Here is a 26,122-nt window from a genome sequence, read left to right as displayed (position 1 = left end):
CGTTTACGGTTCGCGTCTACGCCCAGACGGTGGCATCTCGGGATCGAAGTCGACGGTCGGTGCACCTCCCGCAGTGGTCCACCAGTTACCCGCATTGGCGTTGTACGAGTCGCGCATGCACGCGGCCAAGGTCTGCAGATCCGCCGGCATCGCATCGTCGCTGGCCGGTGTGGGCAGCGGCATACGCACCTTCCACAGTTGCCCGCCCTCCTGGAACGAAAACATCTGTCCCTTGGGCAGGGCGATGATGTGTGCGGGTTCGATCAGCGGCACGGCGCTGGTAGTGACACGGTCCTGCGAAGAGGAGGTGAAGTCCGTACGGGCTTCGGGATCCGCGGTGTCCGTCGCCCCTGAGACCAGGGTGCGGGTCTGCACGTTGACCTTGGGCAGTTGATTGGTCAGCAGTTCCGCGGTTGCGGTTTCCCGTACACGAAGCATCTGCAGAGTGTTGAAGTTGCCGATGACCTGGCCGGCTTTGGCCCGGCTGCCGATGCGCGCCTCGATGTCACTCAAGGTCTGGGTGTAGGCAGTAACCTGGATACCCGCACCACCGCCCTTGTTGATCAGCGGGATGAATTCATCCCCCATCAGCTCGTTGAACTCGTCGGCGTGCAGGTTGATCGGCACCTTGTCCGCCGCGCTGGAGGAACCCGGCAGGCCGTGGTCGATGCCGTGCTTGTAGATATGGCCGGCGACGGAGACCAGGTCGGCGAACATCGAATTACCGACAGCGGCGGCGACTTCGGCGTCTGACAGTGCATCCAGGCCGACGTAGACGATGCCGCGTTTGCGGATGATTTGCAGCCAATCGAAGATCGGCCGTGGATCGTCCAGGTCGGCGTAGTTGGGGGCCAGCAGTTGCGCCGTCTTGCCACTGGTGAGCTTTTCCAACAGGGGCAGTAGCGAGGCGACGATCTTGTCGAAGTAGGTGCGGTCATAACGTACGGCCGAGCGCAGACCATCCATCACCGGGTCAAAGATGCGCTTCGCAGCCAGGTACTGCTCGATGGCGACCACGCGCTTTTCCCGGCCGATCATATGCCGCGGCACATTCTTCTCGTTAAGGCGACCCTCGATTTGCACGATCGCTTCCCAGGCCTGCGCGTCGTGGTGGGCGAAGAAATGTTGGGCGTATTCGATGAACAGCGCGTCGATGTTCACCACATGGCGCTGGATCTGCAGGTAGTCCGGACGCCGGCCCAGTTCGATCAGAGCCCGGGCAATGATGTTTACAAAACGCCAAGCGAACTCGCGAAACGCGGCGGAGTTGCCTTCGCCGCTTAACTGTCCGGCGATACGGGTAGCAACTTCCGAGATGCGACCGAAGCGGCCGATGGCGTTGTAGCGTGCGGAGATTTCCGGCCACCCGAGGTGAAATACGTAGAATTCGTGCTCGCGGCCGGCGCGGCGTGCCTCCACGTACATGCGCTTGAGCAGGTCGGCGTCGCCCTTGGGGTCGAAGACAATCACCACCTCTTGGGTTGGACGGTGGATGTCCTGGGTGATGTAGACCTCCGCCAGGCGCGTCTTGCCGACCCGGGTGGTGCCCAACACTAGGGTGTGCCCAACACGCTCACCCAGCGGCAAGGTGGCTTCCTGCTCACTCGGCTCGACGCCGTGCAGCAGCGGTGAGCCCCCGACCGGTGGTAGCGGGCGTACCGGATTGAGCGGGTTGTCCCAGGCGGTGAGGCGGGGTAGCAGCGAGAGCCCTGAAGGCGCCTTTTCCAGCAGACACTCCAGGCGCCTGGCCCACTGATACGCAACCGATTGGTTCATATAGCAGGCCAGCGCCGGGTCCTGAGCTTCGAGCAGGCGCTGGGTGTGCAAGCGAGTCCAGCGGAAGCCACGCCCCATGAACAGTCGCTTGCGGCTCACCGGAATCTGTCGGCTGGTCAGCGAGTAGCGCGGCAGGCGACGAATGTTGCGCCGATAGCACAGGACAATCCGGGCCTCGTTAAGCCGTTTGAGGCCGAACGCGGTGTAAGCCAGGGCCATGCCCGTACCCACCTCAGGCGACAGGGCCACCGCCCAAGGCGAGTGCAGGCACAGGGCGCCAGCTCCGGCGCAGATACCCACGGTGTACAGCTCCACTGCAGGGCGCAGCAGGGATTCCATCGCATGGTCGCCCATGATCCTCCCTCACTGTTCCAAGCCGGTGGGCGTGATGAGCACCGGGTAGTGTTCCAGCTCCAGCCGCTCGGCGATGTCGTCGCCACTCACCGGCCAGATGTTCAGTCCAGGGGCTGTCGCCTGGATGCGGCGCAACGCCTGGGCGTCGGCGACCTCGACAGCTAGCCCGCTGGCGCCCAGGTCCTGCAGGGCCTGTGCATGCTGCGCCAACCAGGCCAGCGAGGTTGCGTCCTGCCCGACCAGGAACAGCGGCGTGATGCCCGGCAGGTCCAACTTTCTAGGCGGCACTGCGCCCGGCGTGAGGCGCGCGCTGTGCACCGGCAGCACCCAATTCAGCGCGCGTGGATCGAGGGGCTTGGTGGGAGCGGCGATCACGGTTAGCGACAGCCACGTACAGATGGCCAGTGCCACCAAGCGCGAGAGACTCATGGCTGTGACCCTCCGCGAAGGGACGCGATCGCTTGGATGCGCTGCCAGTGCCGACTGAACTGTGTGCGGTAGCGCGCCGCGGGCGCACCGCCGGCCGGACGGTGATAGCGCCCAGCAGCCACGACCCAGTCACCCACATCGGCATAGTGCGCACGCAGTAGCTCGGCGGTGATGGCCAAGTTCGCCCGTGGATCGAGTGCATTGCAGGCGCTGGGGTAGCGGTCCGAGTGGTAGCCGAGGTTGGTCTGTCCCAGACCGACATCGATGCGCTTGGGGTCATGGCGTGTGAGTTCTAGCCTGAGCGCAGCACAGGCCTCATCGCGACTGGCAAAACGCTGCGGTGTGCCGGCGACATTCAAGGTCCAAGGCCAGGGCATGAGACGACCGCGTAGCGGGGTGCCACTCTCCTGCAGGGCGATGGCGAACAGTACCGAGGCGGGGATGCCGGCCCGCGCGGCGGCCAACTGGTACGCGGGCGGAGGCAGGGCGTCCGCCTGGACCACGGTCACGCCGGTCAAGGCCAGCGTGAGGATCAGTCGATGCGCTGCCATTTACCATCCACCTGCTGAAAACGCGCCGGCAAGGGTCGGGCCGCGCCCAGGGCGAACCACCGGCCGTGGTCGTGGTTTAGGGTGACCTGGCCGCTGCTAACCTGGGCTGGGGTAATGCCTGCGCCACGCGCCCAGTGTCGGAGACTCGCGTCGTCACCCTGGCTGCCCACCAGGTACACGTCCAGGCGGGCGCCGGCATGGAGCCACTGCTGGGTGTTGGTCGCGCAGTCAGGACAGCGTTCTTCCACGAACAGGGCATAGCGGGTGTTGCTCGACGTTGCGGACTCATCGGCCAGACCCTGCACCGGCAGCATTCCCGGGAACAGTCGTGCCCAGGCGGCGGTGTAGGCCTTCTGGTAAGCCAGCTCGCGTTCTGCGCGTTTGGCTTCGAGGCGAACCTGTAGTTCGGCGTAGCGCTGCCGCTCCTGCTCAGAGTCGGCCTCCACGCCCAGGGTGGTGAGAGGGTCGAGCTGCGGCGACCAGTAGTGGCGCGGCCCGGACTGCAGTTGCTCGAACTTGGCCCATTCGTCATCCGTTAGCCCCCAAACTTTGGCCTGCGTCGCGACTGACGGCTGCCGATCCAGCGGCGCCTGCTCGCTGTACTGCTGGTCTGATCCGAGCATTTTCGGTGCACTCCATCCCGGCCCTGCCAGCAGGCAGGTGGGAAGCAGGATCAGCGGGAGGGCGGAGAGCCGAAGCATAAGCACCTCTTCACGGCAGGGGCAGTGTGCGATCGCCATGGCCGGGGGCGTGGAACACGGCCTCGTCCTCGTGGATCGTACGCAGCTGCCAACCGTTCAGGCTGTCGCCGGGCTGCAGCAGGTGCACGGTCGACAGCGAGTGGGCACCGGTGGGCAGGGCAGTAACGAACCTCATCACGCCTCGGGTCTCGATACCCAGCAGGGTCAGCGGCGGCGCCGGGGCTTTGGCCTTGGCTTTCTGGCCCATGGGCGCCAGCGGCCGTGTTGTGTCGGCCGCTGGCACGGAGGCTCGTGCCGACTGGGTCTCAAGCGCAATTTCTGTCCTGCCAAGCCTCTGTTCCAGTGCACTGAAGTCGGCGCTGCTCGGCCCACTCGGTGCCGCTTGAACGGCCTTAAGCGATGCGGCCATCTCATCCAACTGCTGGCTGAGCGTCGTCTGCGCCGAAGCATGCTGACCTTGCGCGTCTCCCAGCGCCGCCACCTGCAGCTGCAATGTCGCGAGCGTATTGCCGAGCGCATCGACGTCGCGCCGCAACGCGGGAGCCGGGTCGGCAGGGGCACCGCGGGCTGCGGCCTGGAGTTCGGCCAATTGCTGGTGTTGGTTGTACGTTTCGCCAGCCAGCACGGCGGCGCCCAGGCACAGGCCGCCGATCACTAGGGCCTGAAAGCGGTGGACCTTCATGGCGCGATCTCCGATGTCGAGAGTGGCGGTTTGGGCTGTGGCGAGCGAAGGGTGTAGCAGACGGTCCGGTCGACCGGATCGATGTTGATCCTCCAGGCCGGTCCGCCGATGATGGTCAAGGCGTCCAGCAGCGAAATCGGTCCGAGTTGGTGGTGCACGGCGGGCAGGGGACGGCTGAACAACCGATCCACCGCTGCGCTGTCGGGGCAGAGTGAGTAGCCCGACCGTTGCAGCACGTGACGCAGTGCCTCCCCGACATTCGCGTGCAGAGCAGGGGCGATCTGTACGTTGATGAGCTGATACAGCGGCTGGCGCTGTTCCAGGGTCGGCTGTGTATTGGCCAGGGTGTATCGGTCCTGGCGGACCCATTTAGGTAGCTTGGGTTTCTGCTTCTGCAGTGAGGCCGGCGATACGGATGGCGCTGCTGGGGCGGGCGCCGGTGGCGACGTGTTACAGCCGGTCAGCGCGATCATCAGTCCGAGGGTGAGGAGTGTGGGGGTATGCATGTCCGGGTCTCGACAAAAGTTGCCGTTACCTTGGCGAAAGTGCGAGCCGCGCTCCTACCGAAAAACCGAATCTGGCCGTCCGGATTACCGTGAAGCATTCATGAAAAAGGCGCCCTGTGGGGCGCCTTGGGTCAGTCTTCAGTGAATAGGGACAACTCCGGGAGTGGCGCTGCGTCGGGGTCAAAGATCAGCAAACGGGTGTCGGCGTGACCTGCCAGCAGCAACAGCTGTACAACACGGGCGGGACATGGTCGTCGCGCATGCGGGTGCTGACTTCGCTGGCGCTGCAGCCGCAGTGCGCTTCGGCCTCCATGCTCCAGGGGGTCGAGTACAGCTTGCACCCCACGGCATGACTGCTGCGGAGTTCGAAGCACTCGAAGAAGCCTGTCGGTGAATGGTGCCAAGCTCGCTCTTGCAGGTACTCGAATTTCGTCGTTGGCAGGTGGGCAGAGCTGATCTCCCAACTGCGGCTGTAGTGTCCCGTGGAAAAGGACAACAATTCGATCAGGGGCCGTGCTGCCTCTTCGCTGAGGAGGTCGCCAAGATGCATCGGGTATCCAAGGTGATGGCCGATGGTCTGGTAGATCACGCTACTCCCCAAGCCGGCGCCCGGGCAGCGCATGCGGACAAATCTGGGCATGCTTTGGCCGTCGGTGATGACCGCGCAGTTGGCATCGAACAGGCAGGGTTGGAAATTGATGGCCTCATTGGGCAGTTGGATTTGCGCCGGGTGCAGAGGGCGGTAGCAGGGTGGACAATTGTCGGCCTAGCTAATTTGGACGACGCGTTCGTAGCTCAGGTCGCGGAAACCGCGAAGGAAGGGATTGCGAAAGGATGGGGGCATGATGGTTCTCCAGAGGCGCAGAGGCCACCCCGAACTGGCGGTGACCTCCTGGGCAGGGATGGGCTGTCAGATCCAGCCATTTTCGGCGAGCGAAAGCGGGGTGCCTGCGCCGACGATGATGTGGTCCAGGACGCGCACCTCAACCAGGGCCAGTGCCTCGGTCAGGTGAGCGGTGAGTACCCGGTCGGCGGAGCTCGGTTCCGGGCAACCGGAAGGGTGGTTATGACTGAAGATCACGGCGGCGGCGTTGTGCTCCAGCGCCTTGATCACGACCTCGCGTGGATAGACGGAGGCGCCGTCGATGCTGCCGGTGAACAGTTCGTCAAAGCTCAGCACGCGATGGCGTGAGTCCAGGCAAAGCAGCGCGAACACCTCGTGTTGGTAAGGGGCGAGCTGCAGTTTCAGGTAGGCTGCAGCGTCGGAGGGGGTCAACAGCAGTTCGCCGCGCTGGAAGTAACGTTGATCCAGCAACTGCAGAGCTTCGGTGATCAGTGCATCCTCATGGGCGCGTTGGGCCAATGCCGGGTCGAGCGCGTCGACCAGGTTCAGGGCAGTGTTCATGGGCAATTCCTCGTGGGAGATGGAGCGCCCCCTGGGGGAGTGCCCCAGGCTGGTGAAATGTATGATTCACAGACGCGTGAAGCGATGACGCGCACCGTGTAGCGGGCTTTGGCATCCCTCGCACGCTCGGGTGGAAAAGGACTCGATGCCGGCGCCGGTCTGCGGATCGAAATCGGCGCTCAGTGGCATCAGGGCCTGCAGTTCGGTGCGCAGGTGTGCGATGCGCTGCTCGATTTCAGCCTCGCTGTAGTACAGCGAAAGCGCGCTGAAATCGTCATACGCGACCGCTTGCAGGCATTCCTCGCAGAGCCAGAAACTTTCCATGACGGCCTCCGACGTGAGTGGATAACAGGCGCTCGTGGGAGCGCCTGTTGGTGGCGGTCAATGTGCCTCAGGCAGACTGACGTGCTGCGGTGGAATTGCGCGTGGGGGCAGAGGCGGGTTGGTGCTGTTCGGCGACGGTGTCGGCTTGGTCCGATTCCGCTGCAGCGTCGATAGCGGCGGGGGAGTCGGTGCGAGCCGGTGCTCGGTAGCTGAACTGGCCATCGACCTTGATCCACTCAATGAAGATCAGCCGGCCTTTGAGGCTGGCACCGGGTTGGCCTTTACGCTCGCCTTTTTCGTAAAGAAAGGGGTCAATCCAAAGGTCGCCAATGCGAAACGCGATCAGGACCTTACGTTCAGCACGGACGTCTTCCAGGTGTTCACGGATCAGCCGTTCGGCTTCACCGCTGGCGACCTTGCAGTCGAAGCGGGTGTACTCGACGTCGTCCGAGGCCCCGTGCAAGGCGGCAATGTCACAGGCCATGAACGGTTGCCCGCGACGTACAGGGACTTCGCGAACGCGGTTCAAGTAACCAATGCCTTGGGTGTGCAGGTTGAAGTAAGTGGTGGGAGCATTATTGCTTGCAGTCGTCATGGTGGAACTCCTGTTCAGCAGAAACGCGGATATCCACCGGCCCTGGCGGCTGGTGAGTTCCGCAAGGGGGAGGTGCAAAGAAAGCGTGGTCGGTAGAAGGACGCTCATCACCGACAGGTGACCGTGCGAGCTGCCGAGCGTTGATCGCACTGAGGGAGAACCACCCGAAGCGGGCGTAGCCTTGAAGGTTCCGGCTACCTGAACGCTGTCAGCGACAACGATGTGCAGTTCATCTATAAGACTACGCCAATGGCTCGTCAACAGTGGATTAGGGGAGGCTCGGGCGGGCGGAAGTGGGTGGCACTCAGTGGATTCTGGGTGACGAAAAAATAGCCCGACGGTCATCAGGCTAGGAAGAGCTAGACCACCCTTGACCCGGTAACGTGACACCGGAGTCCATCGCAAAACCTCCGCTGTCGATCCACCTGGATCAACCGACCCTTGTCGTGGCCTGGGCCGAAATCAACTGGCGCGCATCCGCGCACAAAAGGTGCCCAGTGTTTCGCCGGCGGGCACCGGTGCTGAGCATCGTCGCCGAAGCGGATGACCCCTGAGACCTGACACAAGCCGCACGGGTCATCCACCTTGGGGACCTGAAACGCTGGGGAGAAATCCGAAGAAAAAGTGAAATGCGGCTCCGAACTCTTCGAGTCTGACCGAGCTGCCCGGAGCGAATCGGTCTGGGTACGCCAAGCGGCGACGGACCTGATTACTACACCAGTGCTGCCGTACGCCGTCAAGTCACACATGCCCGCTCAGAAGGCGCCTGGCTGCTTGGTGCGCTTGGGTTTGGCGACCGGTTTGGTGCCCTTGCACTCCGGATAGCGGGTGCACGACCAGAAGCTGCCGGTGCGGCCTTTGCGCTGGCGCATGGCGCTGCGGCACACGGGGCAGCGCGGGCCTTTGGTAGCCGGTGGCTGCAAGGTGAGCGAGGCGTGGCCACGCACCAGCCGGGTCAGCCATTCCGCCTGCCTGGCGAGAAAGGTTTCGACGCTCAGCTGTCCCGTCTCAATACGATCAAGCGCCTGCTCCCAGAGTGCGGTCAGCGCCGGATCGGCGACCTCCGCTGGCACGGCCTCGATCAAGGTGTGTGCCGCCGCCGAGGCGACCAGGCTGCGTTTTTTCTTGGTCAGGTACCCGTGATCGATCAGGCCCTGGATGATCGCCGCTCGGGTGGCCTCGGTCCCGAGGCCGCAGCTGTCCTTGAGTTTCTGTTTGAGTCGTGAGTCCTCCACCTGGTTGGCGATGGTTTTCATGGCCTTGACCAGTGTGCCTTCCGTGTAGGGCTTTGGGGGCTGTGTGCGCTGCGCGTTGATCGTGGTGTCGGTCAATGCCACTGCTGCCGATTCGCGCAGTGTGGGCAAGCGTTGGGTTTGCTCTACAGGTTCGTTGCCGTCAGCCTCGTCGATCACCGCCTTCCAGCCGCGTGCCAGGATTTGCTTGCCACGCGCCAGCAACTGATCTTCGTAACTGTGCAACACCACCTGGGTTTTCAGGTACTCATGGTCGGGCAGAAATTGTGCGAGGTAACGGGCGCGAATCAGCGTGTAAACCGCTCGCTCGCGCTCAGAGAGCTGGGTCAGGTCTAGCGTCACAGCAGTGGGGATGATGCCGTGGTGGGCGGTGATCTTGCTGCTGTTCCAGGCCCGGGAGCGTCGGCTGGGGTCAGCCTCCTTCAGCCATTGTCCGAGTGACGGGGCGGCCGCCGCCAGGGCGTAGAGTACGCGCGGCACCTCATCCAGCATGCTTTCCGGCAGGTAGCCGCAGTCGGTGCGTGGGTAGGTCGTTGCCTTGTGGGTTTCATACAGGGCTTGGGCCACCGCCAAGGTTTCCTGGGCACCGAGGCCAAGCTTAGCCGAGCAGATCTCCTGCAGCGTGCCCAGATCGAACGACAGCGGAGGGCCTTCGCGCACGTGCTCGACCTCGATGCGGCGGATCTGGGCAGTCCCCAGTTGGCTCAAGCGCAGCGCCGCGCTCTGTGCGACCGCCTCGTCAATGCAGTGACCGGCTTCGTCACAGGCTGCGGTCGGTGGCTGCCAGCGCGCCTGAAAGACCGTCCCGTCGGCCTCCAGCTGCGCATCGACGGTCCAGAACGGCTGAGGCTCAAAGCCCGCTATCGCCCGATCTCGCTCGACCACCAAGCGCAGCGTCGGCGTTTGCACACGCCCCACCGGCAGCAGGCCGTCGAAGCCGGCGCGGCGCCCGAGCAGGGTGAAGAGCCGGCTCAGGTTGATACCCACCAGCCAGTCCGCGCGTGAGCGTGCTAAGGCGCAGTGGTACAGCGGCAAGGTCTGTTCACCTGGGCGTAGCGTGCCCAGTGCACGGCGAATCGAGGTTTCGTCCAGGGCGGAGAGCCACAGGCGCAGAATCGGTCCCTGGTACTGACAGCGCTCAAGGATTTCCCTGGCGATCATCTCGCCTTCACGGTCGGCGTCCGTTGCGATGACCACCTCGGAGCAGGAGCGCAGCAGTTGCTGGATGACCTTCAGCTGGCTGGCGACCTTGGGTTTGATCACCAACTGCCAGTGGGCAGGAATGATCGGCAGGTCCTCCAGCGACCAACGTTTGTAATTACCATAAGCCTCAGGCGGTGCTGTTTCCAGCAGATGGCCCACGCACCAGGTGACGGTGGCCCCCTGGCCTTGCAAACAGCCGTCGCCACGCCGGGTGGCCTGCAGCACGCGGGCGATGTCGCGGGCTTGAGATGGTTTTTCGCAAATAAACAGCCGCATACGTCGGCCCTCTCGGTGAGGTACCGATAGGGTGGCGGTGTGGCGTGAGAGAACCAGCGAAAACCTGAATGCGCCGAGTTCATATCGGCGGTTTAATGGAGGTGAATGGTTACTTTCTTTGCGCGAGGTGAGCGGCCAGCGTTTGCAGAAACTCCAGGGCAAATTTTTTATCTGCTTCGCCAAGCTCCTTGATCAGCGATGCAATTTTCTGGCCTTGGTCCTGGGGGCGAGGACTGATGGCTAGCAGCAGCTCATCGGCGGGACAGCCGTACATATCGGCCAATTGCAGCAGCTTGTTGACAGTTAGTTCGACCACGCCGCGTTCAAAGCGCGATACGGCTTCGGCGCCGATTTCTAGACACTCGCCGACTTGCTCTTGGGTCAAACCACGTGCGCGGCGATACTTCGCCAACTGGCGACCGATGTGTTGTGGGCTAGGCTCTTTGACTGGCAACGGGGGCGCTCTCCAATTCGACCCGTATGGTTGACCAGCAACCCGAATATATGAACGCCTCATAAGGTTGACTAGCAACCCTATGAGGCGTATCACCTGAATTGAGTGTGATCACCCGCCCGTCAAAACGGAGCTTACGACTTGGACGGATCTAACGAGCGTGAGGCTGATGCGTTAGCGATCAAGGCCTATGAGTTGTTCATGGCAACCCACCTGGAACCGGACAATCTGAAGGCGCGCGCGAGGTTGATCGCATGGGTTCAGGAAAGCCAGGCGCACTGGCGGGCATTTCTTGCTCTGGACCAGTACCTGGCTGAGGTGACGCAGCTGCTGGATGCTGATCAGCGGGGAGAGGCCCGGCGGCATTGAACCACCTGCAGTATCCAGCGTTGCGCGCCGAACGGGCAGCGAGCCCTCAGGGGTATCGCGTTGCAGGCTGTGATTCCACTGAGGACCACCCGCTTAGCCGGACTTGCGTGGAGTCTTCTTGCTAGCCCCCTTGCGTCCGGAGCCGCTGCTTTCATTGGCCTTTTCCCGCATGGACACCGAGGCCAGACGGTGGGGTAGGATGCCGATGCGTCGGGCCTCCACCTTGAACGTGACCCGCGCGTTGTCCTCGCTGTCCTCCCATTCATCCTTGACCGTCCGGCCCTCGACCAGGATACGCATGCCTTTCTGGTACAGGGTGCTCCAGTGCTCGGCGTCCCGGTGCCAGAGCTCGACGGGGGCCCAGTAGCCGCCGCGATCCTCGTAGCCGCCCTCGCGCGGTACCGGATTGTCGAAATAGACGTTCAGCCGCAACAGGCGTCGCGGTTCATCCGGGGGGTTGTTGAACTCCTGGAACTCCGGGGCGCTGCCGATGTTGCCTTCACCAACAAAGAACGTGCTCATGCTTGCTACTCCTCGGTGGGGGAACGGGATAGATCGAAGATGGTCTCGGCGGCGTGCAGCTTGCTGACGCCGGTTTCGGCCTGGCGATACAGCGACTGCAGGCTACTCATCTGCAGGTTCAGGGTGACGCGGTTGACCTCCAACTGGTACAGCGCCTCCCGCAGCGAAGGCGCCAGATGCGGAAGTGCCATCGCCTGCTGCCACACCTGTACCCCCATGCGCTGGAAGTCCGGGCTGCGCCAGCGCAGGAAATCGGTTCCGGAGGCGCTGTGCTGGACGACCAATCGCAGGTCCAGGAGCGAGAAGGGAGGCTGCGCCATGATGGTCAGCATCACCCCCATCAATCCGGCGACCCGGGTGCGCAGGCGCAGGATCGTCTCGGCGAATTGCTGCAGTTCCCCCTTACCCTTAAAAGGCTTTAAAAGGCCTTTTAGGGAGGCACCTTGTTCGAACTCGCGATAGGCATCCGCTGACAAACGTCGGACGATCGCTTCGGCCAAGGTCATGCTTCACCCCCTTCGGATGGAATGCCCTGCGCAGGATGAGCCTCTGTCTCTGCCTGATCTGGCTCATCGCGAATCGAGGCCGTGGAACTGCGTGCGATGGGTGGGGCAAATTGGGAGCGGCGGCTGCCCTCGAGAATGTTTCGCGGTGGCGTGCCGAACTTGTCGATGGCCTCGCGGGCGCGGGCGTTGTTGGCGGCCATGTCATCCCGGCTGACCCCGGCCAGGCGGTAACGCTGCGCCAAACCGAACAGGCTGCGCAGCAGATGGGCGCCACGATCGATCCAGACTTCCATGTCGCTGCGGCCGATCAAGGCGGTGTGATGGGCGAGCAGCACGCGGCGCACCAAGGTGTCGTAGTCGGTCAGCAGGTAGACCGCGAGAAAGCCGAGCTGGCTGCCGATGAACAGCGGCAGGGTGACGGGATGGATGTTGAGGTTGTCGCCGACATCGACTTGGGTGGGCAGGTCGCGTTCCACCTGGCTGATCTGGCTGGTCAATGTGAGCATTTCGACCTTGGCCTGCAGCAGCTTGTCTTCCAGCTGGAGCATGAACCAGTCGGCAAATGGGTCGTCCTGGCTGCTCGCGTGCTTGAGCAGGTTGGTGACGCTGATGTAGCCGGCCATGCCCATGATGGGGTGCACACCTTCGCGGGCCATGCGGCCTTGCCACAACCGCGCGGCATGATGGGTGTGCAGAGTGAGGGTGATGCTGCTGCGCAGAGAGCCCAGGTTGAGCTGATAGTGATCGACCATCGCCAGTACCTCGCCGTCGGAATGACGCAGACAATGGGCTGTTCAGTGAGGCGCGGCGCGGATCAACGCGAAGCTGATGTGCTCGCATTTACTGGCAGTGGATTTCCCTAGATTTGATGGCACCGGCATTGATTCCGCTGGCGTCCAGTATTAAGACGTTGCGCCTATGCCGCGACAGCGTTGCTTCAGTTCCTCCAGGCACGCCAAGGCGAGTGGAGAGGCCGTGCGTTCGCCGCTGCGCCGTGGCCGCTCGCAGGGTGGTTCCGCTTTCGGGGCGCGGTGGGGCTTGTTCACTGGCATAGTCGTTTCGGCACGAGCCGCCCACAAAGTAAATTCGCCTTGGCATGCGCGCTTGATCAAGCCCATCAGGTAGGCAACCGGTTTGCGGATCTCGCCGCGGGCGCACCGCACCGCCGCTTCGTTGATCACTGCTTGTTGCTGTTCAGGTTCGAGCTGGCGCATCGCCTGGATGGCCAGGCGACGCTCGGTTGGGCTTAGTGGTAGGTCTTCTGGCCATCGGGCTTGGCCAAACTCCACCTGCGCCAGTACCGTACTTGTTTTGCTTTTCTCTTTTTGTACTGTACGGTCGGCGTCGGCATTCCGAATCACAGTCGAAATCGGCGCGTTGCTGCAGGGTTCGGAATCCGCTGGCGATGCGCCTGCAGTTTGAACCTGGTGGCTTTTTCCAGGTTCGGAATTTTCCGCACCTTCGCTGGTTAGCGGTAGCGATTGCTGCTGAGCTGGCATAGCAGGTGAGGCGAGTTTCTCCTTATCGACCGCCGCCACTTGTGGGTCTGCGTAAAGCTCCTCAATCACATGCTGCGCCACGTCACGCACGCCTTTCGTGGCGTGGGTGAGGTTCTGCTGGAGCAGCGATGCGTAGCCGCCGTCGAGCTCAAGCTGTTCGGCGGGAGTCAACGGGTCACCGTGCAGCACGTAAACGCAGCCCCGCAAGCAGCCTTGCGCATCGCGGGATCGGTCGACCAAGCTGAGCCAGCGGGTCGTGCGGAGTACGTTGAGCGCTCGGGCGATGGTTTCGCGTGATGCCTGGGAACCGCAGGGGCTGGTGGCCAGGTAGGGCTGCAGGTCCTGGTAGCGAGGCGTTTTCACCCGGCGTTCGGTGATCAACCAGCGCAACACCTGCCAGGTGTTGCGCTCCAGCGGCGTCAGCCGGCGATCAAGCAGCAACGCTTGGGGCAACGGATCATTGTCGCCATAGTAGATGGTCCGTAGCGGTGCCTCCGCAGTGGAGGCAGCCATTTGGGCCTGTGACGCCTGCCACTCCAAGCGTCGCCGGAGCGCGTCGTAGCACTGGCGCACCACATCCTGCCAGTCGACCTGGTAGAAGTTCAGCATGGCGCACCTCCGTACAGTTCAATCTGCTGCCAGATCAGGGTCAGGCTGATGTGTTGTTCCTCCGCCAGCATCATCATCGCGTCCAGTGGATCGTTGTCCGGATCGTCTCCCCGCAGTTGGCTCCAGCGGTTCCATACGGCATGCTCTTGCGCTTCGCTGAGCTGAACCGGCCGACCGCGGTGGGTCTGGATTTTAAGCACGCGACGACGCAGCGCGGTTTCCGAATGGTCCAGGCCAAAGCAGCGGTACATGATGCTGGAACTCGCGCCCAATTTGAGAGCCCGGTTGATCAACCGCTCGTTTTGTTCATCCCGTTCGGCCTGGGCGATGAGGCGTCGCAGCACGGTCGTGTCGACTTTGACCTCCACCCAGGCTATGGACGAGTGCGCCAGATGGGACAAGGTGGTTGGTGGTAGCGACTGCAGTACCTCGATGTCTTCATCTGCCAGCCCCAAGGCCTTGCACCGCTGCAGGCGTCCATGGCGCAGCTCATACAACACCTGGTTCAACATGGCGTGGTTCAATAGGTTAAAAGTCGTGGTCATGAGGCAGTTCCTCACGTTAACGAGTGGGCGACAGCGTCATATCGATCAGCCGCCGGGCGTGGCGGATCAACGCAAATAGTTGCTCCAACTGGGCATCGGGGAGCCGCTCGAGGCCAACTGTCAGAGAGGGGCGTTCGGCAAATGGCAGGTCGTAGGCCCCGATCAGCAGCTGACCAAACAACGCGGCCGGCAACTGCTGACGTTGTTCCCAGGCCACGTCATCTTGCAAACGCAGCAGGGCTGAGAGCAGAAGCTGAATGCCGGTGTATCGCGGGCTGAGCCGCTCGCGGTACTCCAGTGACAGGGTGAAGCCCAGGCCGTCAGCTTGCGGCCTGACCAATGCACTGGCGTCGGCATATTTGGCTAAATCGGTCGCCAGCGCAGCGCAGGTCTCGCGCAAGCCACGGATGCCATCCAGCACGATGGTGTGTGGTGTAGCTGAGCTCACCGGTGATTGAACGTCATGAATACCGCCGGGCTGCTTCACAGCCGGCAGCTCGTCACTCAGCGCCTGTCGAATATGGGAAAGGCGGGGTTCTTGCGCCGACGAAGGGTCGCCGCCACTTCGCCGTTGCTCGGGACTAGACGACTCGATTGATGTTTCGGAGGCGTGCACGTTTTCTGGTGACGGGTGTGGAGGATCGTCCTCCACGCTTAGAGGCAGAGGGTGAGCGTTGTTTGATGCGTGAGGCGGCACACGCTGTTCCTGGTGCATTTCCAGGGCCAGCAGGCGGGGTGTCTGGTTCAGGATCACTGCCATTTTGGCGATCAGCTCGTCCTGCAGCGCACTCGAATCCAGTTCGGATTTTTCACCTTCGAATGTCGACAACACCTCTAGCCACAGCAGAGCGAATTGTTGGGCATCACCAAAATACTGATTCCAGATCGACTCCGCTCGGCGCCGCAGTGTGATGAGCCGCTCGATGGCGGGCTTGCCGAGACCTGCATAGAGGACCTGTGGAATTGCAGGTAGCAGATGCTCGAGCGCATCGAACATTCGGCTGATATGAGATTGCGAGACAGGGTATCCACCTTGGTTCAAACGCGTGGAGAGCTCACGCTGGCTCAGGGGGGCACCAGGCTTCTGAAACATTTCCTCGAGCTTCGCCACAGCCAATGCTCGCTCAATGAACGTGAGCTGGCCATGCAAATCGCTCTCGGCCAAGTGCCCGAGCAAGGCATGCGATTCGGATTGCCAGGGACGGAACAGGCAATGGATACGAAAGAAACGCTCCTCGCGGGTTTCCTGCCAGAGCTCACCGAGGATGCTCAAGCGGGTGTTGCCGCCGTTGCGGATGATGAAATGCTGTTCATTCGGGCGACGCGTTATGGAAGGCGGCTGGTCCAGGCCGCGTTCGCGTATCGAGGCTTTGAGCTCGTCATACAGCGGATTGCGAATGACACGCGGATTGAGCTCGTAGGGACGCAGTTGCTCGAGGGTGACGACCATCGGTGTGTCGCCGACGGGAGCGGCCGAGACCTCACGGTCCGGCTTCTGCGGGAAATGGGCTTGCTGCAGTTGACGTGTGATTTCTTCGGAGGTCGGTGGCTTCATCACACATCCTCGGATCAGCTGCGACGGATAAGTCGGCTGTCAGCTGTTGACGTTAGGCTAGTTTCGTACGCTGTTGGGGAGCTCAGTAGGTCGGTCCATTCTGGAAACAACTCGAGCGCCAGTGCACGCATGACCTCAGCGGCGCAACGGCTATGGCTACCAGCCGGTGGAGTGAAGTCGACGCGGTGCACGGGCAGCCCCAGTGAGGCCGCATTGAGGTAGGCCACCCGATCGGGAATCACTGTGGCGCAGAGGCTGACATGAGGATCGGCCTTAAACGAATCTTGGAGGCTCTCCATAATCAAGCGGGTATCGCGGCGATTGGCGTTGACCTGATTGAGCAACAGCTTCACCGACGGCAACGCGACCCCCAGGTAGCGGTACGGCTCCAATTCCTCAAACAGCCCGAGCGTGCCGCGGCGCAGCTCGCGCGCTGCGAGCATTTCCGGCGGGACTGGGCACAGTGCGCAATCGGAGGCGAGGATGGCCATCTCCACCACGACGCTGCGCGCGCCTTGGGTATCGACGATGAGCACATCGTAGCGATTCTGGAAGGCTGGCAGCAGGTTGCGCAGTCGTAGGCGGCCATCGTCCGCTTGCGACAGCAGGGTGTTTATATGCCCGGCGCGGTCGTTGGACACGATCAATTCAAGGTGTTGAATGACGGTGGTGGTGATCACCTGCTCGGGAGCAGTGAGCCGTTGCGAAATAAGTTCGTAACTGCCGGCCTCTCGGAGTTCGCACAAGGCGTAGTAGCTGGACAGCGTCGGTTGGCTGTCCAGGTCCAGCAGCAAAACTCGCAAGCCTGAGTCAGCGAGCAATCCACCAAGATTGGCGGCGACGGTGGTCTTGCCGGCGCCGCCCTTGGTCGAGATCAACGAAAGAACTTTCATGACACTAGGCTCCCGTCGACAAGCGATCCTGAACCCACTGCTCAATCTCCAGTGAGTCCCAACCGACGGCACGCGTGCCGATGCGCCGGCATTTCGGGAACAGTCCGGCTTTCATCAAGTTGTAGATGTGTGAGCGTTTGAATCCGGTTTTTTGTTCGACCTCATCACGACGCATGATGTGGCGCTCGGCTAACAGAGGGGCAGGGCTGGTGGATTGCATGATGTCACTCCGTAGCGCCATGTGGCGCGTGGTGGGATGTGACAATCAGTGAAGGTCGGCAAAGGAGAGAAATCATTGCCAGGCAATGGCGGTCATTGCCTGGCAATTCGGCCTTAGGCCTGTAAGGCCTGGGCCAAATGACGGCGAGCCTCCGCAAATTTCCGATCAAGGGTGCGTTTACTCAGTCCAGGAACACCAGGGAATTGTGTAGTAATGGCCTCGACAACCGCAGCCTGGTTTTTATAAATCGACTGCAGACGGCCGCTTTTGGACTTGCCCAGCGCGACCTCCAGCAGTGCGCCGATGATTGTGTAGTGCACGAAAGCGGACGCCTCGGAGGGGACCTCAAATGTGCCAAGCTGTGCTGATAGCTTGTGATGGTTGAGGGCGTGAGCCTTCGCCTCATCGACAATTGCCGAGTGCTCTTGGCGTAGTTTTTCAATCTCGCGGGCGCCGGCGTCTCGCTCCGCTTGCAGGGCCAGATGTGCGGTCAGGCTGACGCATTCGGAATGGTCGATATTCTGGGAAAACAGGAACGCTGGCTTTTCTTCCGGGCAGTTGCGTGCAAACCAAACCCGCAGATCAGAATGGCGGATGGACCAATAGACACGTTCAACCTGATCGATAGAAGTAATGGGTCGTCCAAGGTAGGTCGCGGCTAACTCGCCACAGACGATGGCGTCGTAGATGCGTTCGGCGTAGGCATGGAGAAAGGGCCATTGCGGAAAATGCTTGAGCAGACTACCGGGGTGAGAAAGATCTACCTGCAGAATTTCGCCTTGATGGTCGGCGAGGTTGCACCAGAGGATCGCGGCATCGATAGGGTGATAGGAGCTTCTGATCGAGACCATTGTAAAAGCCTCCTGCTAAATTCGTCCTAGAATCGCTGGCGCGGGCAATCCTTCTAGACCTCCGAGCGAGCCAGATTCCAAACCTCAATTGGATCCAATTATGGAGACAGCTCTACATGGAGATAGTTCGCTGCACGAGACGCGGTTGCGACAGGTTTTGACGTAGTGCAGGGGGAAGCGCCGATCATTTGAACAGGCAGTTGACTTACGCGCATTGTAAACTCCGGCTTGAGCGCCTCGATCACATTGAGCATCTTGGTGTTGGCACTGATGCGATTTTGACCCTGCCTTTACTGGGTCAGATCTCTGTGAGCGGCAACAGGCTTGAAACGGTTGTGTCCGGTGAAGGCGTATGAGGATTGGCTGACGTTCAGTCAATTACAGGCGAGGCCGGTTTGCCGTTTGTTTGGAGGCCCTGTCGATGACGGGAACCTATGACTCGTAGAGCCAAATTTTTGACAAATAGTATGTAGCGCCCAATTGCCTGCGGATTCTAAGGATCAATCACCGCACGCTAAAAAACCCAATTTCAGTTTTTGGTCCGGTGCTGTTTCGGTGCAGCGAACCATTGTAAATTGCGCAAAGGCAATCGCTCGTAACAGCTCGGTGAGTATCGCACGGACGCAAACTCAACCCCTGTAGGTCTGGATACGGCATCCTCCGTCGTTCACCCACTTAATATCCGGCCGTCAGCCCTCCAAATGGAGCAATGGCAAAGGGCTGCGTTCGGCTGATTATGTTGAAAAAAGTCGGATTTTCATCTCGCCTGAACTCAAACACGACCACCACCGGAGAACCTACTCACCACATTGAGTGGTTTCTCGGCACTTCGTTGACCTTTGTTGCTTTGTTATTGGGATAATTTGAGGTTTTTGGCTTAGTGCAGGCGCATCTATCCTATGACTGGTGGCCCGTGAGATGTCAATTTGGCCGGCCGTCGTAGGCTCTGCACCGTAGCGCCAGCGTGAACTCATCGGTCGCGCCACTCATGCCACGTAGTCTCAGGCGATCCAGTTTCAGTATGCGCTAGAGGGTGGACGAACATCATTTCGAACCTCTTACGTTCGTGGCGAGAGCGCACGTATTACGCCCTCGCTGCGATGCGCCGATCCACATCACGAGTGGCTTCATGGAAGCGGCGAGCTTGCGAAACAACACTTGGCTTTCATCGGACAAGCTACGCAGTCGGTCTGCCAGGATCGGAAGATGATGGTGTTGGCTTTGGTGAGGTGCAAACGCTCGTTCTTGGAGGCTCGCCATTCGCGGCGTAATAAGTTGCCGGCTTGGCAGCGGTATTCCTCGGCCTCTTCATTCCAGTGAAAATCGTAACTCGAAAAGCTATCGTTCTTGCGCTCAGTTTTGTCCCACACCGGCACATTCGGCTCGATGTCTTTTTCCTCCACCACCCAGGCCAGCATCGGCGCAGTACCGTAAGTGGTGTCGCCAATGAGGCGTTCCGGCTTGATGTCGAACTGCGCTTCGACCCGATCGATCATCTTCTTGGTGCTCTCGACTTATGGTTCGATCAGCCGGTGTGGGTTCCACATCCACGATGACGCCGTGTTCGGTATCGATCGGATAGTTCGTGGAATAGGCGTAGAGCGCCGAGCGACCTGAAGCTGCGGTTCAGCGGGCTTGAGGATCCGTCAGCGATAGGCGCTTCGTCTTACCTCTGTGCGTCTCTTCGGGAACGAGCCCCGGATTTCATTTCGCACAGGAGGGGTTTTCGGCATTATGACGTTTAGACTTGTGGAAACACTCACTTTCAAGGAGGCATGCTTGCGCAAAACCAAATCGCCAGAAGAGGAGCTAGAAAGTGGCGCCAAACGCGGACGTCTACCGCCGCTTTCGATGGTCCGCGCCTTTGAGGCAGTGAGCCGGCTCGGCTCGATGCGCAAGGCTGCGGATGATCTCAATGTCGGCCATACGGTCGTTTCCCGCCATGTGCGAAATCTTGAATCCTGGCTTGGCACGCGACTTGTGGATGCTGGACCACGAGGCATTCGGCTGACTACGGAAGGCAGGCTTTTTGCCGAGACTGTGGGAATGGCTTTCGACATGATCGCCAAGTCGACGGCGGAATTGCGTCCGGCGGTAAGCCGCTCGGTTTTACGAATCTGGTGTGTCCCTGGTCTCGCGACGCGCTGGCTGGCGCCGCGTTTTAACCAGCTCCAACTTGCGCTGCCCGGTATTGATTTCGTCATGCGCGCTACCGATCTAGAGCCCGATTTCGCGCATTACGACGCCGATGTCGATATCCGTTATTTGGATGAGCCGAAGGGGAATGTGCGCTGGATTTTGCTGGAAAGGCCGCGGATTTTCCCGGTCGCTAGCCCGGACTGGATCAGCAAGAACGCACCCATCCGCTCTCTTGACGATCTTGTGAGTCAGCCGTTGATACATGAGGAAAGCCGCGATCAATGGCGACAATGGTTCCATCAGGCTGGCTATGGGCATGAAGTAGTGTTGAACGGGCCGCGGCTCTGGTCAGCCAATCTTACGGTCGACGCGGCCCTAACGGGGCAGGGAATCGCACTCGCGACACGCCTAATTGCCGCCGATGATCTGCGCACCGGGCGGCTGGTCGAGTTGCTTGGAACCGATGTTCGGCTCGGAGGCTATTATTTAGTTGGACCGCGTGAGCGTTGGAATGAAGTGACATTGGCGCGTTTCCGCGCTTGGATGCAGCAGTCTATCGCGGAGACGACGGGTGGCCAGTCAGCTGGTGTGATAAGTCAACACGATTGCGCTGAAGAATAATTTAGCCGTCAATTAAAAGTTCTGTTTGATACTTGAGTAGATCCAGGTCTAATAGCCTCAAACTGATCTTCCGCTCAACACATGCGCGCATGTTCCTCCTGCCATTGACGCTGGCTCGTCAAAGTTTCGTCCATCCACAAAAGTATCTCCCAGTTATTGTCGCAACCGCGCTCATTCACCAACATGCTATGCACGCGCCCATCACGAACGGACCCGTTGCGAATGACTGGCGAATGACCTTCGACTCGGCTTGGGGGGGCGCTGTCCGCTAGTTTCGCTGTTAGTGGCAAAGACTTGCCGTTTATGGCGATTTGCTCTGGATAACGATCCGTTCGGAATGTACGAAGCTCATGGGGGAGGAATTCCTCCGTACTAGCTATGGAGTGGTGACATGAAGGCACCACTGAGGAAGTAATAAAGTGCCTGTCTGAGCAGGAGAAACTGTATCAAACTCAGCTCTCAAATGAGTGGGCACGGGCTGAATATCAAAAACAGCGAAGGGGAAAACCACGTTAGAGCACAGCGATTCTCATGCCATAACCGCGTTATAACCAAGTGCCGCAAGCTAGTCTGGAACGACTGTGTTCCGGACTAATTTCCCAGCCAAAACTTAAATCCAGACCCCGCCAAGTTGCTATTAAGGTGAGCGGGGTCGTCACTTCCTTTCTTGGAGACCCCCATGTCCAATGCCACTGACACACTGTACGCGAGGGATATAGCCCATCACCTTCATAGCTATACCGATGCGCGGATGCACGAAGGTGTCGGTCCGTTGGCAATTGAGCGCGGGGATGGGGTTTTCGTCTATGACACCGAGGGGCGTCGCTATATCGAAGCCATGTCGGGCCTGTGGAGTGCGGCACTTGGCTTCAGCGAGGTGCGACTGGTCGAGGCGGCCATGAGGCAGATGCGTAAGCTACCTTTCTACCACACCTTTACTCACAAAACGCATCAGCCTGCCGTGGATCTCGCGGAGAAGCTCATCTCGCTGGCGCCGGTGCCGATGAGCAAGGTTTTCTTTACCAACTCCGGTTCTGAGGCCAACGACACGGTGGTGAAAATGGTTCGTTACTACAATAACGCCCGTGGTCTGCCGCTGAAGAAAAAGGTGATATCCCGCATCGGAGCCTACCATGGCGTGACCATCGCTGCGGCGAGCCTAACTGGCTTGCCGAACAATCATCGTGCTTTCGACCTGCCTATGATGGACATAGCGCATGCAATGTGCCCGCATCACTATCGTTTCGGCGAACCCGGCGAGTCGGAGGAGGCATTTTCGGATCGTCTTGCAAAAGGGCTCGAAACCCTCATCCAACGCGAAGGGCCCGATACAGTTGCTGCGTTCATCGGCGAACCTTTGATGGCGGCCGGTGGGGTTATTGTTCCTCCGCGCGGCTACTGGCAAAAGATCCAGGCGGTTTGCCGCAAGTACGATATTTTGTTGGTAGCAGACGAGGTCGTCTGTGGATTTGGCCGCACTGGCAACATGTTCGGCTCGACTACGTTCGGCATCGAGCCAGACATTATGGTGCTGTCTAAACAGTTGACCTCGTCATATCAACCGCTTGCAGCAGTGTTGATCAACGAACGGATTTATCAGGAGATCGCGGGGCAAAGTTCGACCATCGGGACCTTTGGACACGGCTTCACCGCGAGCGGGCACCCAGTGGCTGCGGCAGTGGCGCTGGAGAACATCAAGTTGATTGAAGAGCGACACCTGGTAGAACACGCGGCCGAAATGGGCGCGCGACTGCGAGCTGGCCTTTCGCAATATGCTGACCACCCGTTAATCGGGGAAATCCGAAGTGTCGGCTTCATTGCCGCCGTTGAGCTGGTCGCAGATAAATCGGAGAAAACCCGGTTCGAGCCGCTTCGCCGAGTCGGTAGTTATTTCAATGCTCGCTGCCAAGAGCACGGCATGATTGTCCGCAACATTGGCGACAGCATTGCGTTCTGCCCACCCCTGGTCACTACAGCGGAAGAAGTCGACCTTATCATCAACTGTTTCAGCAAGGCGTTGGAGGATACGCAGCGGTGGCTGGCGCAGGGGCATTGAGTACGGGTACGGCTCGACTTTGATAGGTTTGGCGTCGTATCGCGGACGATCCTGTGAGAGTAGGTAGCGGGCCTGCTAAATGGCTTACAGGCAAGCCCGTTGTAGTATTCACGGAAAATGCCACGACATATATAAGTTAGAGCCCTGATTATTCGGGGCTTTTTCGTTGGTGCCTGCCCCGGCCTCGCCTGCACCGGTGGTGTTAATGAAGACCACAGCGGTGACATCTTGGGTAACAATAGGCGCGAATTACAAATATGCAGCCGATGTTAATTCTGCCGATGGGTCAGGAATCGCTGGATAAGCTTGTGTATTTGTTGAATATTTCCTCACCTAGTCGCTATGGTCGGGCTCAATGCTCGCGTCGATCACGGGTTGGCAATACCGAGCTTCTGCGCCACTTTCAGGCACTGTCTTGCACGGAGCTTTTGAAGCCGTGACCCCAAGCGACGATTAGTTCAGCATGTTGTCAATTCTGGCGTTAGGAATACTCTTTATGGTCAGTTCCAGTTCATCCCAGTCGATGCAAGACTTCAGTCAAAACTTGCGCCTTCTCTGCGGATATTATAAGTCGGTGGCTAAGGTGTGCCGCTCCCTTGATATCAACCGCCAGCAGTTCAACAAATACTTGGGGGCGCAAGCGACTCCCTCGTCCTTTACCCTGCGCAAGATCTGCACTTTTTTTGGGGTGGATGAGGAGGAAATATTCTCCGAGCATGAATCCTTCCGCGCTCTGCTCAACAGGCAACGCACGGCGCGAGAGCCGGACAGTGCGGTACCAGCCGATTTTTTCCCGAGCTCCGCGCAGGAGTTATCGAAGTACCAGGGTTACTACTTTGTCTATTTGATGTCGCCTGCCGCGCCGGGGGAGGTGATCAAGTCGATTACCCGCTTGACCCGCTCCGGCGAAAAGATCCTGAGTAAAACCTACGAGCGGATGAGGCTGGGCGATGACCAGCTGAACAGTTTCGGCATCAATAAATATCGTGGGTTCTGCTTTGCCTCATCGGATCTGATTTACATCGTCGAGCGCGAGTACCTCTCGTCCCGGGGCTATATCTGGTCAGCGCTTTATCCCTCCTACCGCAGTCGTTTCCGTTTTCTCAACGGCTTGGTGCTCGGCGTTTCAGGTGACAATTTCCGCCGTCCTTTTGGTGCCCATATTGTATTTGAGCACCTAGGCGAGTCGATCGACCTGCGTAACGCTCTCACCAGTTGTAGCTGTTTTCCGATTGATGCCCCTGAGATTCCCGACGAGGTGAGGTCGCGGCTGCTGGTACATCCATCAGAAGGTGAGTTCAACCTCGTCCCTCCGCTGTTTTAGTCTTTTTTTAAAATTGACGCTAGGTGACGCTTTGGGGCGTCACCTGGCGTTTTTTTCTTCGTGCTCGCGAAATTGAGCTGGCTGTGCGGCAGATCGATAATGCCATACACCACTCAGAAGTCAGTTTCGTTAACGGCCAATCACATCATTCATTCCAGTTGAATGAGTGCCTGTTTCTACAAGTGATCCGCTGCGCCCGCCATAAAAATAAGAGGAACACCGATGAAATTCAAAAGAACATTGATGGCGGGGTTGATGGCGCTGTCCATTACTGCGCCATTGACCAGTGGTTTGGTGTATGCGGCAAACAATACCTTGGTTGTCGCTGATCGAGCCTCTTTCAAGGATTGGGATCCAGCTTCGGCTTTTTCGGAGGAAGTGCGGGTACTGGGCAATATCTACGAGACACTAGTTGTATATAACGCGCCAGGCAGTGCTGAGGAGTTTTCCCCCGGGCTCGCCACGTCCTGGGAAAGCAGCGACAACGGCAAGACTTGGACCTTCAAGCTGCGGCACGGCGTTAAATTTCATGACGGTTCGGCCTTTAATGCCGCAGCGGTCAAAAAGTCCATTGATTACGTCAAGGAGCTGAAACAGGGCGCTGCGTTTGTATGGAACGGTCTGGATACCGTCGAGGCCCTCGCTGACGATACGGTAGTGCTCAAGTTTAAGAGTCCCACTCCGGCCAATTTGATCGCGGCAGGTCAGTATGCCGCATACATCATTGCCCCGGCGGCGGTGGAGAAAGGTCATGACTGGATGATGGCTCCCAACGCCATCGGTACCGGTCCCTACAAACTTGGGCAGGTCGAACAGGGCCAGCAAGTGGTGCTTGAGCGATTCGATGGCTACTGGGGAGGTTGGAAAGAAGGGCAATTTGATCGGGTCATCGTGAAGGTCGTGTCCGAAGCCGCCACTCGTACCCAGATGATCAAAAATGGCGAGGCCGGTGTCGCTTGGGATATCCCTCTTGATCAGCTCAAGGTGTTGGGAGAGAACCCCTCCATCAAGGTGAGCACCGCGCCTTCGTGGAAGAACTTTCAATTTTTGATCAATACCCAGAAGTACCCTACGAACAACCTGGCATTTCGTCAGGCGCTGCAGTACCTCTGGGACTATGAAAGTGTCACCAAAGATATTTTGCATGGCTACGGCAGCGTTCCCAAGGGGCCTTTGCCCACCAGTATCTGGGGGCATGCCAGCGTGCCTATGGCCTCTTACGATCTGGATAAAGCCCGACAATTGTTGGAAGCCTCCGGTGTACCTAAGCAGGACTGGAAGGTCTCGATGCAGTACATCAGTGGCATCTATGCAAACGCTGCTGAACTATTCCAGGCGACGGCGTCTCAGGTTGGCGTTGAGGTGGAGTTACTCCCCGGCGAGTGGGGTGTGATCTGGGATAAGGCAAAGAAGCTGGATACCGCTCCCAACATGCAATCTATGGCTTGGTGGCCGACGTATCCGACACCCAGCGATTGGCTTTTCAGTGAGTTCCATACCGAGAAAACCACGCTATTCAATCTGTCTCACTACAGCAACCCAAGCTTTGATCAGTTGATCGAAGAGGCGGCGGCGCTAGAAGGCAGTGATCGGGCCAAATCCACTGAAAAGTACGTGCAGGCCCAGCAGCTACTGGCCAAGGACGCTCCTGCGATCTGGTACGCCGACGTGCAGCAGATACGTGTCTCCCGCAAAGACATCAAGGGTATGGAGAAGAGCCTGAATCCTGCTTATGAGGCGATTCTCTACTACAGCTTGAATCGCTGAATGCTGAGTCGTCCTTGATGAAGTGGTACGTGTAATACCTGATTTGCCATGTAAATCGATAACCAGGCAGTTAGTTAATTTGCCTGGTCATTCCCTCAAGGGTTAATCCGCTTTTGGGGTTTTATGTAGGGCGTAAG

Annotated in this window: 26 protein-coding genes and 1 pseudogene; 5 read left to right on the top strand and 22 right to left on the bottom strand. The window is 59.6% G+C overall.

What is annotated here, in order from left to right:
* Positions 1-3: 3 nt before the first annotated feature.
* The 12 genes from traD to WHX55_RS16460 form a co-directional block, all read right to left on the bottom strand.
* Complete coding sequence (gene traD / locus WHX55_RS16515; protein ID WP_218497810.1) at positions 4-2,130, bottom strand: type IV conjugative transfer system coupling protein TraD; 2,127 nt, start codon at positions 2,128-2,130, stop codon at positions 4-6.
* Positions 2,131-2,139: 9 nt separating this feature from the next.
* The gene (locus WHX55_RS16510) at positions 2,140-2,559 is read right to left on the bottom strand and encodes an integrating conjugative element protein (protein WP_218497811.1); all 420 of its coding nucleotides are present in this window, start codon (positions 2,557-2,559) and stop codon (positions 2,140-2,142) included.
* A complete protein-coding gene (locus WHX55_RS16505) occupies positions 2,556-3,110 on the bottom strand; it encodes a glucosaminidase domain-containing protein (protein WP_218497812.1) in 555 nt (184 codons plus the stop codon). Before WHX55_RS16505 ends, WHX55_RS16510 begins: the two co-directional genes overlap by 4 nt.
* Positions 3,092-3,811 carry a TIGR03759 family integrating conjugative element protein gene (locus tag WHX55_RS16500; RefSeq protein ID WP_353740829.1) on the bottom strand — a complete coding sequence of 240 codons (720 nt, stop codon included), beginning with the start codon at positions 3,809-3,811 and terminating at the stop codon, positions 3,092-3,094. The genes WHX55_RS16505 and WHX55_RS16500 overlap by 19 nt, the downstream gene beginning before the upstream one ends.
* 10 nt (positions 3,812-3,821) lie before the next feature.
* Positions 3,822-4,493 carry a hypothetical protein gene (locus WHX55_RS16495; protein WP_218497814.1) on the bottom strand — a complete coding sequence of 224 codons (672 nt, stop codon included), beginning with the start codon at positions 4,491-4,493 and terminating at the stop codon, positions 3,822-3,824.
* Positions 4,490-4,999: a PilL N-terminal domain-containing protein gene (locus WHX55_RS16490; protein WP_218497815.1), complete on the bottom strand. Its 510-nt coding sequence runs from the start codon at positions 4,997-4,999 to the stop codon at positions 4,490-4,492. Before WHX55_RS16490 ends, WHX55_RS16495 begins: the two co-directional genes overlap by 4 nt.
* 187 nt (positions 5,000-5,186) lie before the next feature.
* Positions 5,187-5,639, bottom strand: a complete 453-nt coding sequence (locus WHX55_RS16485) for a hypothetical protein (protein ID WP_353740828.1) — start codon at positions 5,637-5,639, stop codon at positions 5,187-5,189.
* A 270-nt stretch (positions 5,640-5,909) separates the two neighbouring features.
* On the bottom strand, positions 5,910-6,404 hold the full coding sequence (locus WHX55_RS16480; RefSeq protein WP_353740827.1) for a JAB domain-containing protein: 495 nt from the start codon (positions 6,402-6,404) through the stop codon (positions 5,910-5,912).
* A gap of 66 nt (positions 6,405-6,470) precedes the next feature.
* Positions 6,471-6,728 carry a hypothetical protein gene (locus WHX55_RS16475; protein WP_223527587.1) on the bottom strand — a complete coding sequence of 86 codons (258 nt, stop codon included), beginning with the start codon at positions 6,726-6,728 and terminating at the stop codon, positions 6,471-6,473.
* A gap of 67 nt (positions 6,729-6,795) precedes the next feature.
* Positions 6,796-7,323, bottom strand: coding sequence for an STY4534 family ICE replication protein (locus WHX55_RS16470; RefSeq protein ID WP_353740826.1), 528 nt, complete (start codon positions 7,321-7,323; stop codon positions 6,796-6,798).
* A gap of 755 nt (positions 7,324-8,078) precedes the next feature.
* Positions 8,079-10,055 (bottom strand): DNA topoisomerase III, encoded by a 1,977-nt coding sequence (locus tag WHX55_RS16465; protein ID WP_353740825.1) that lies wholly within the window; start codon positions 10,053-10,055, stop codon positions 8,079-8,081.
* A gap of 109 nt (positions 10,056-10,164) precedes the next feature.
* Entirely contained in the window at positions 10,165-10,509 is a 345-nt protein-coding gene (locus WHX55_RS16460) for a helix-turn-helix transcriptional regulator (RefSeq protein ID WP_150752590.1), read from the bottom strand.
* Between the two features lie 141 nt (positions 10,510-10,650).
* Between WHX55_RS16460 and WHX55_RS16455 the strand changes: the two genes are divergently transcribed.
* Positions 10,651-10,878: a hypothetical protein gene (locus tag WHX55_RS16455; protein WP_223462070.1), complete on the top strand. Its 228-nt coding sequence runs from the start codon at positions 10,651-10,653 to the stop codon at positions 10,876-10,878.
* Between the two features lie 93 nt (positions 10,879-10,971).
* Here WHX55_RS16455 and WHX55_RS16450 read toward each other — a convergent pair whose 3' ends face one another.
* From WHX55_RS16450 to WHX55_RS16405, 10 genes and pseudogenes are all read right to left on the bottom strand, one after another.
* The gene (locus WHX55_RS16450) at positions 10,972-11,400 is read right to left on the bottom strand and encodes a single-stranded DNA-binding protein (protein WP_150752588.1); all 429 of its coding nucleotides are present in this window, start codon (positions 11,398-11,400) and stop codon (positions 10,972-10,974) included.
* A gap of 5 nt (positions 11,401-11,405) precedes the next feature.
* A complete protein-coding gene (locus tag WHX55_RS16445; protein WP_274076491.1) occupies positions 11,406-11,906 on the bottom strand; it encodes a DUF3158 family protein in 501 nt (166 codons plus the stop codon).
* A complete protein-coding gene (locus tag WHX55_RS16440; RefSeq protein ID WP_353740824.1) occupies positions 11,903-12,658 on the bottom strand; it encodes a PFL_4669 family integrating conjugative element protein in 756 nt (251 codons plus the stop codon). The genes WHX55_RS16445 and WHX55_RS16440 overlap by 4 nt, the downstream gene beginning before the upstream one ends.
* 150 nt (positions 12,659-12,808) lie before the next feature.
* Positions 12,809-14,014 carry an STY4528 family pathogenicity island replication protein gene (locus WHX55_RS16435; protein WP_353740823.1) on the bottom strand — a complete coding sequence of 402 codons (1,206 nt, stop codon included), beginning with the start codon at positions 14,012-14,014 and terminating at the stop codon, positions 12,809-12,811.
* The gene (locus tag WHX55_RS16430) at positions 14,008-14,559 is read right to left on the bottom strand and encodes a DUF2857 domain-containing protein (protein ID WP_353740822.1); all 552 of its coding nucleotides are present in this window, start codon (positions 14,557-14,559) and stop codon (positions 14,008-14,010) included. Before WHX55_RS16430 ends, WHX55_RS16435 begins: the two co-directional genes overlap by 7 nt.
* 16 nt (positions 14,560-14,575) lie before the next feature.
* Complete coding sequence (locus tag WHX55_RS16425; RefSeq protein WP_353740821.1) at positions 14,576-16,114, bottom strand: ParB family protein; 1,539 nt, start codon at positions 16,112-16,114, stop codon at positions 14,576-14,578.
* A 14-nt stretch (positions 16,115-16,128) separates the two neighbouring features.
* Positions 16,129-17,007, bottom strand: coding sequence for a ParA family protein (locus WHX55_RS16420; RefSeq protein WP_353740820.1), 879 nt, complete (start codon positions 17,005-17,007; stop codon positions 16,129-16,131).
* Between the two features lie 4 nt (positions 17,008-17,011).
* Positions 17,012-17,227: an AlpA family transcriptional regulator gene (locus WHX55_RS16415; RefSeq protein WP_353740819.1), complete on the bottom strand. Its 216-nt coding sequence runs from the start codon at positions 17,225-17,227 to the stop codon at positions 17,012-17,014.
* Positions 17,228-17,340: 113 nt separating this feature from the next.
* Positions 17,341-18,078 carry a hypothetical protein gene (locus WHX55_RS16410; protein WP_353740818.1) on the bottom strand — a complete coding sequence of 246 codons (738 nt, stop codon included), beginning with the start codon at positions 18,076-18,078 and terminating at the stop codon, positions 17,341-17,343.
* A gap of 892 nt (positions 18,079-18,970) precedes the next feature.
* A pseudogene (locus WHX55_RS16405) lies at positions 18,971-19,740 on the bottom strand (transposase); the annotation flags it as partial.
* Between the two features lie 117 nt (positions 19,741-19,857).
* On the opposite strand from WHX55_RS16405, the gene WHX55_RS16400 reads away from it, so the two are divergent.
* From WHX55_RS16400 to WHX55_RS16385, 4 genes are all read left to right on the top strand, one after another.
* Positions 19,858-20,838 carry a LysR substrate-binding domain-containing protein gene (locus WHX55_RS16400; RefSeq protein WP_201783881.1) on the top strand — a complete coding sequence of 327 codons (981 nt, stop codon included), beginning with the start codon at positions 19,858-19,860 and terminating at the stop codon, positions 20,836-20,838.
* A 679-nt stretch (positions 20,839-21,517) separates the two neighbouring features.
* Positions 21,518-22,894 carry an aspartate aminotransferase family protein gene (locus WHX55_RS16395; protein WP_353740817.1) on the top strand — a complete coding sequence of 459 codons (1,377 nt, stop codon included), beginning with the start codon at positions 21,518-21,520 and terminating at the stop codon, positions 22,892-22,894.
* A gap of 496 nt (positions 22,895-23,390) precedes the next feature.
* Positions 23,391-24,218, top strand: coding sequence for a helix-turn-helix transcriptional regulator (locus tag WHX55_RS16390; protein WP_056723403.1), 828 nt, complete (start codon positions 23,391-23,393; stop codon positions 24,216-24,218).
* Between the two features lie 222 nt (positions 24,219-24,440).
* Positions 24,441-25,985 carry an ABC transporter substrate-binding protein gene (locus WHX55_RS16385; RefSeq protein ID WP_353740816.1) on the top strand — a complete coding sequence of 515 codons (1,545 nt, stop codon included), beginning with the start codon at positions 24,441-24,443 and terminating at the stop codon, positions 25,983-25,985.
* Positions 25,986-26,122: the final 137 nt, after the last annotated feature.

Source organism: Pseudomonas fluorescens (assembly GCF_040448305.1).
GTDB lineage: Bacteria > Pseudomonadota > Gammaproteobacteria > Pseudomonadales > Pseudomonadaceae > Aquipseudomonas > Aquipseudomonas fluorescens_BH.
Note: the sequence above shows the minus strand (reverse complement) of the source record. Positions and strands in the feature narration are given on the sequence as shown.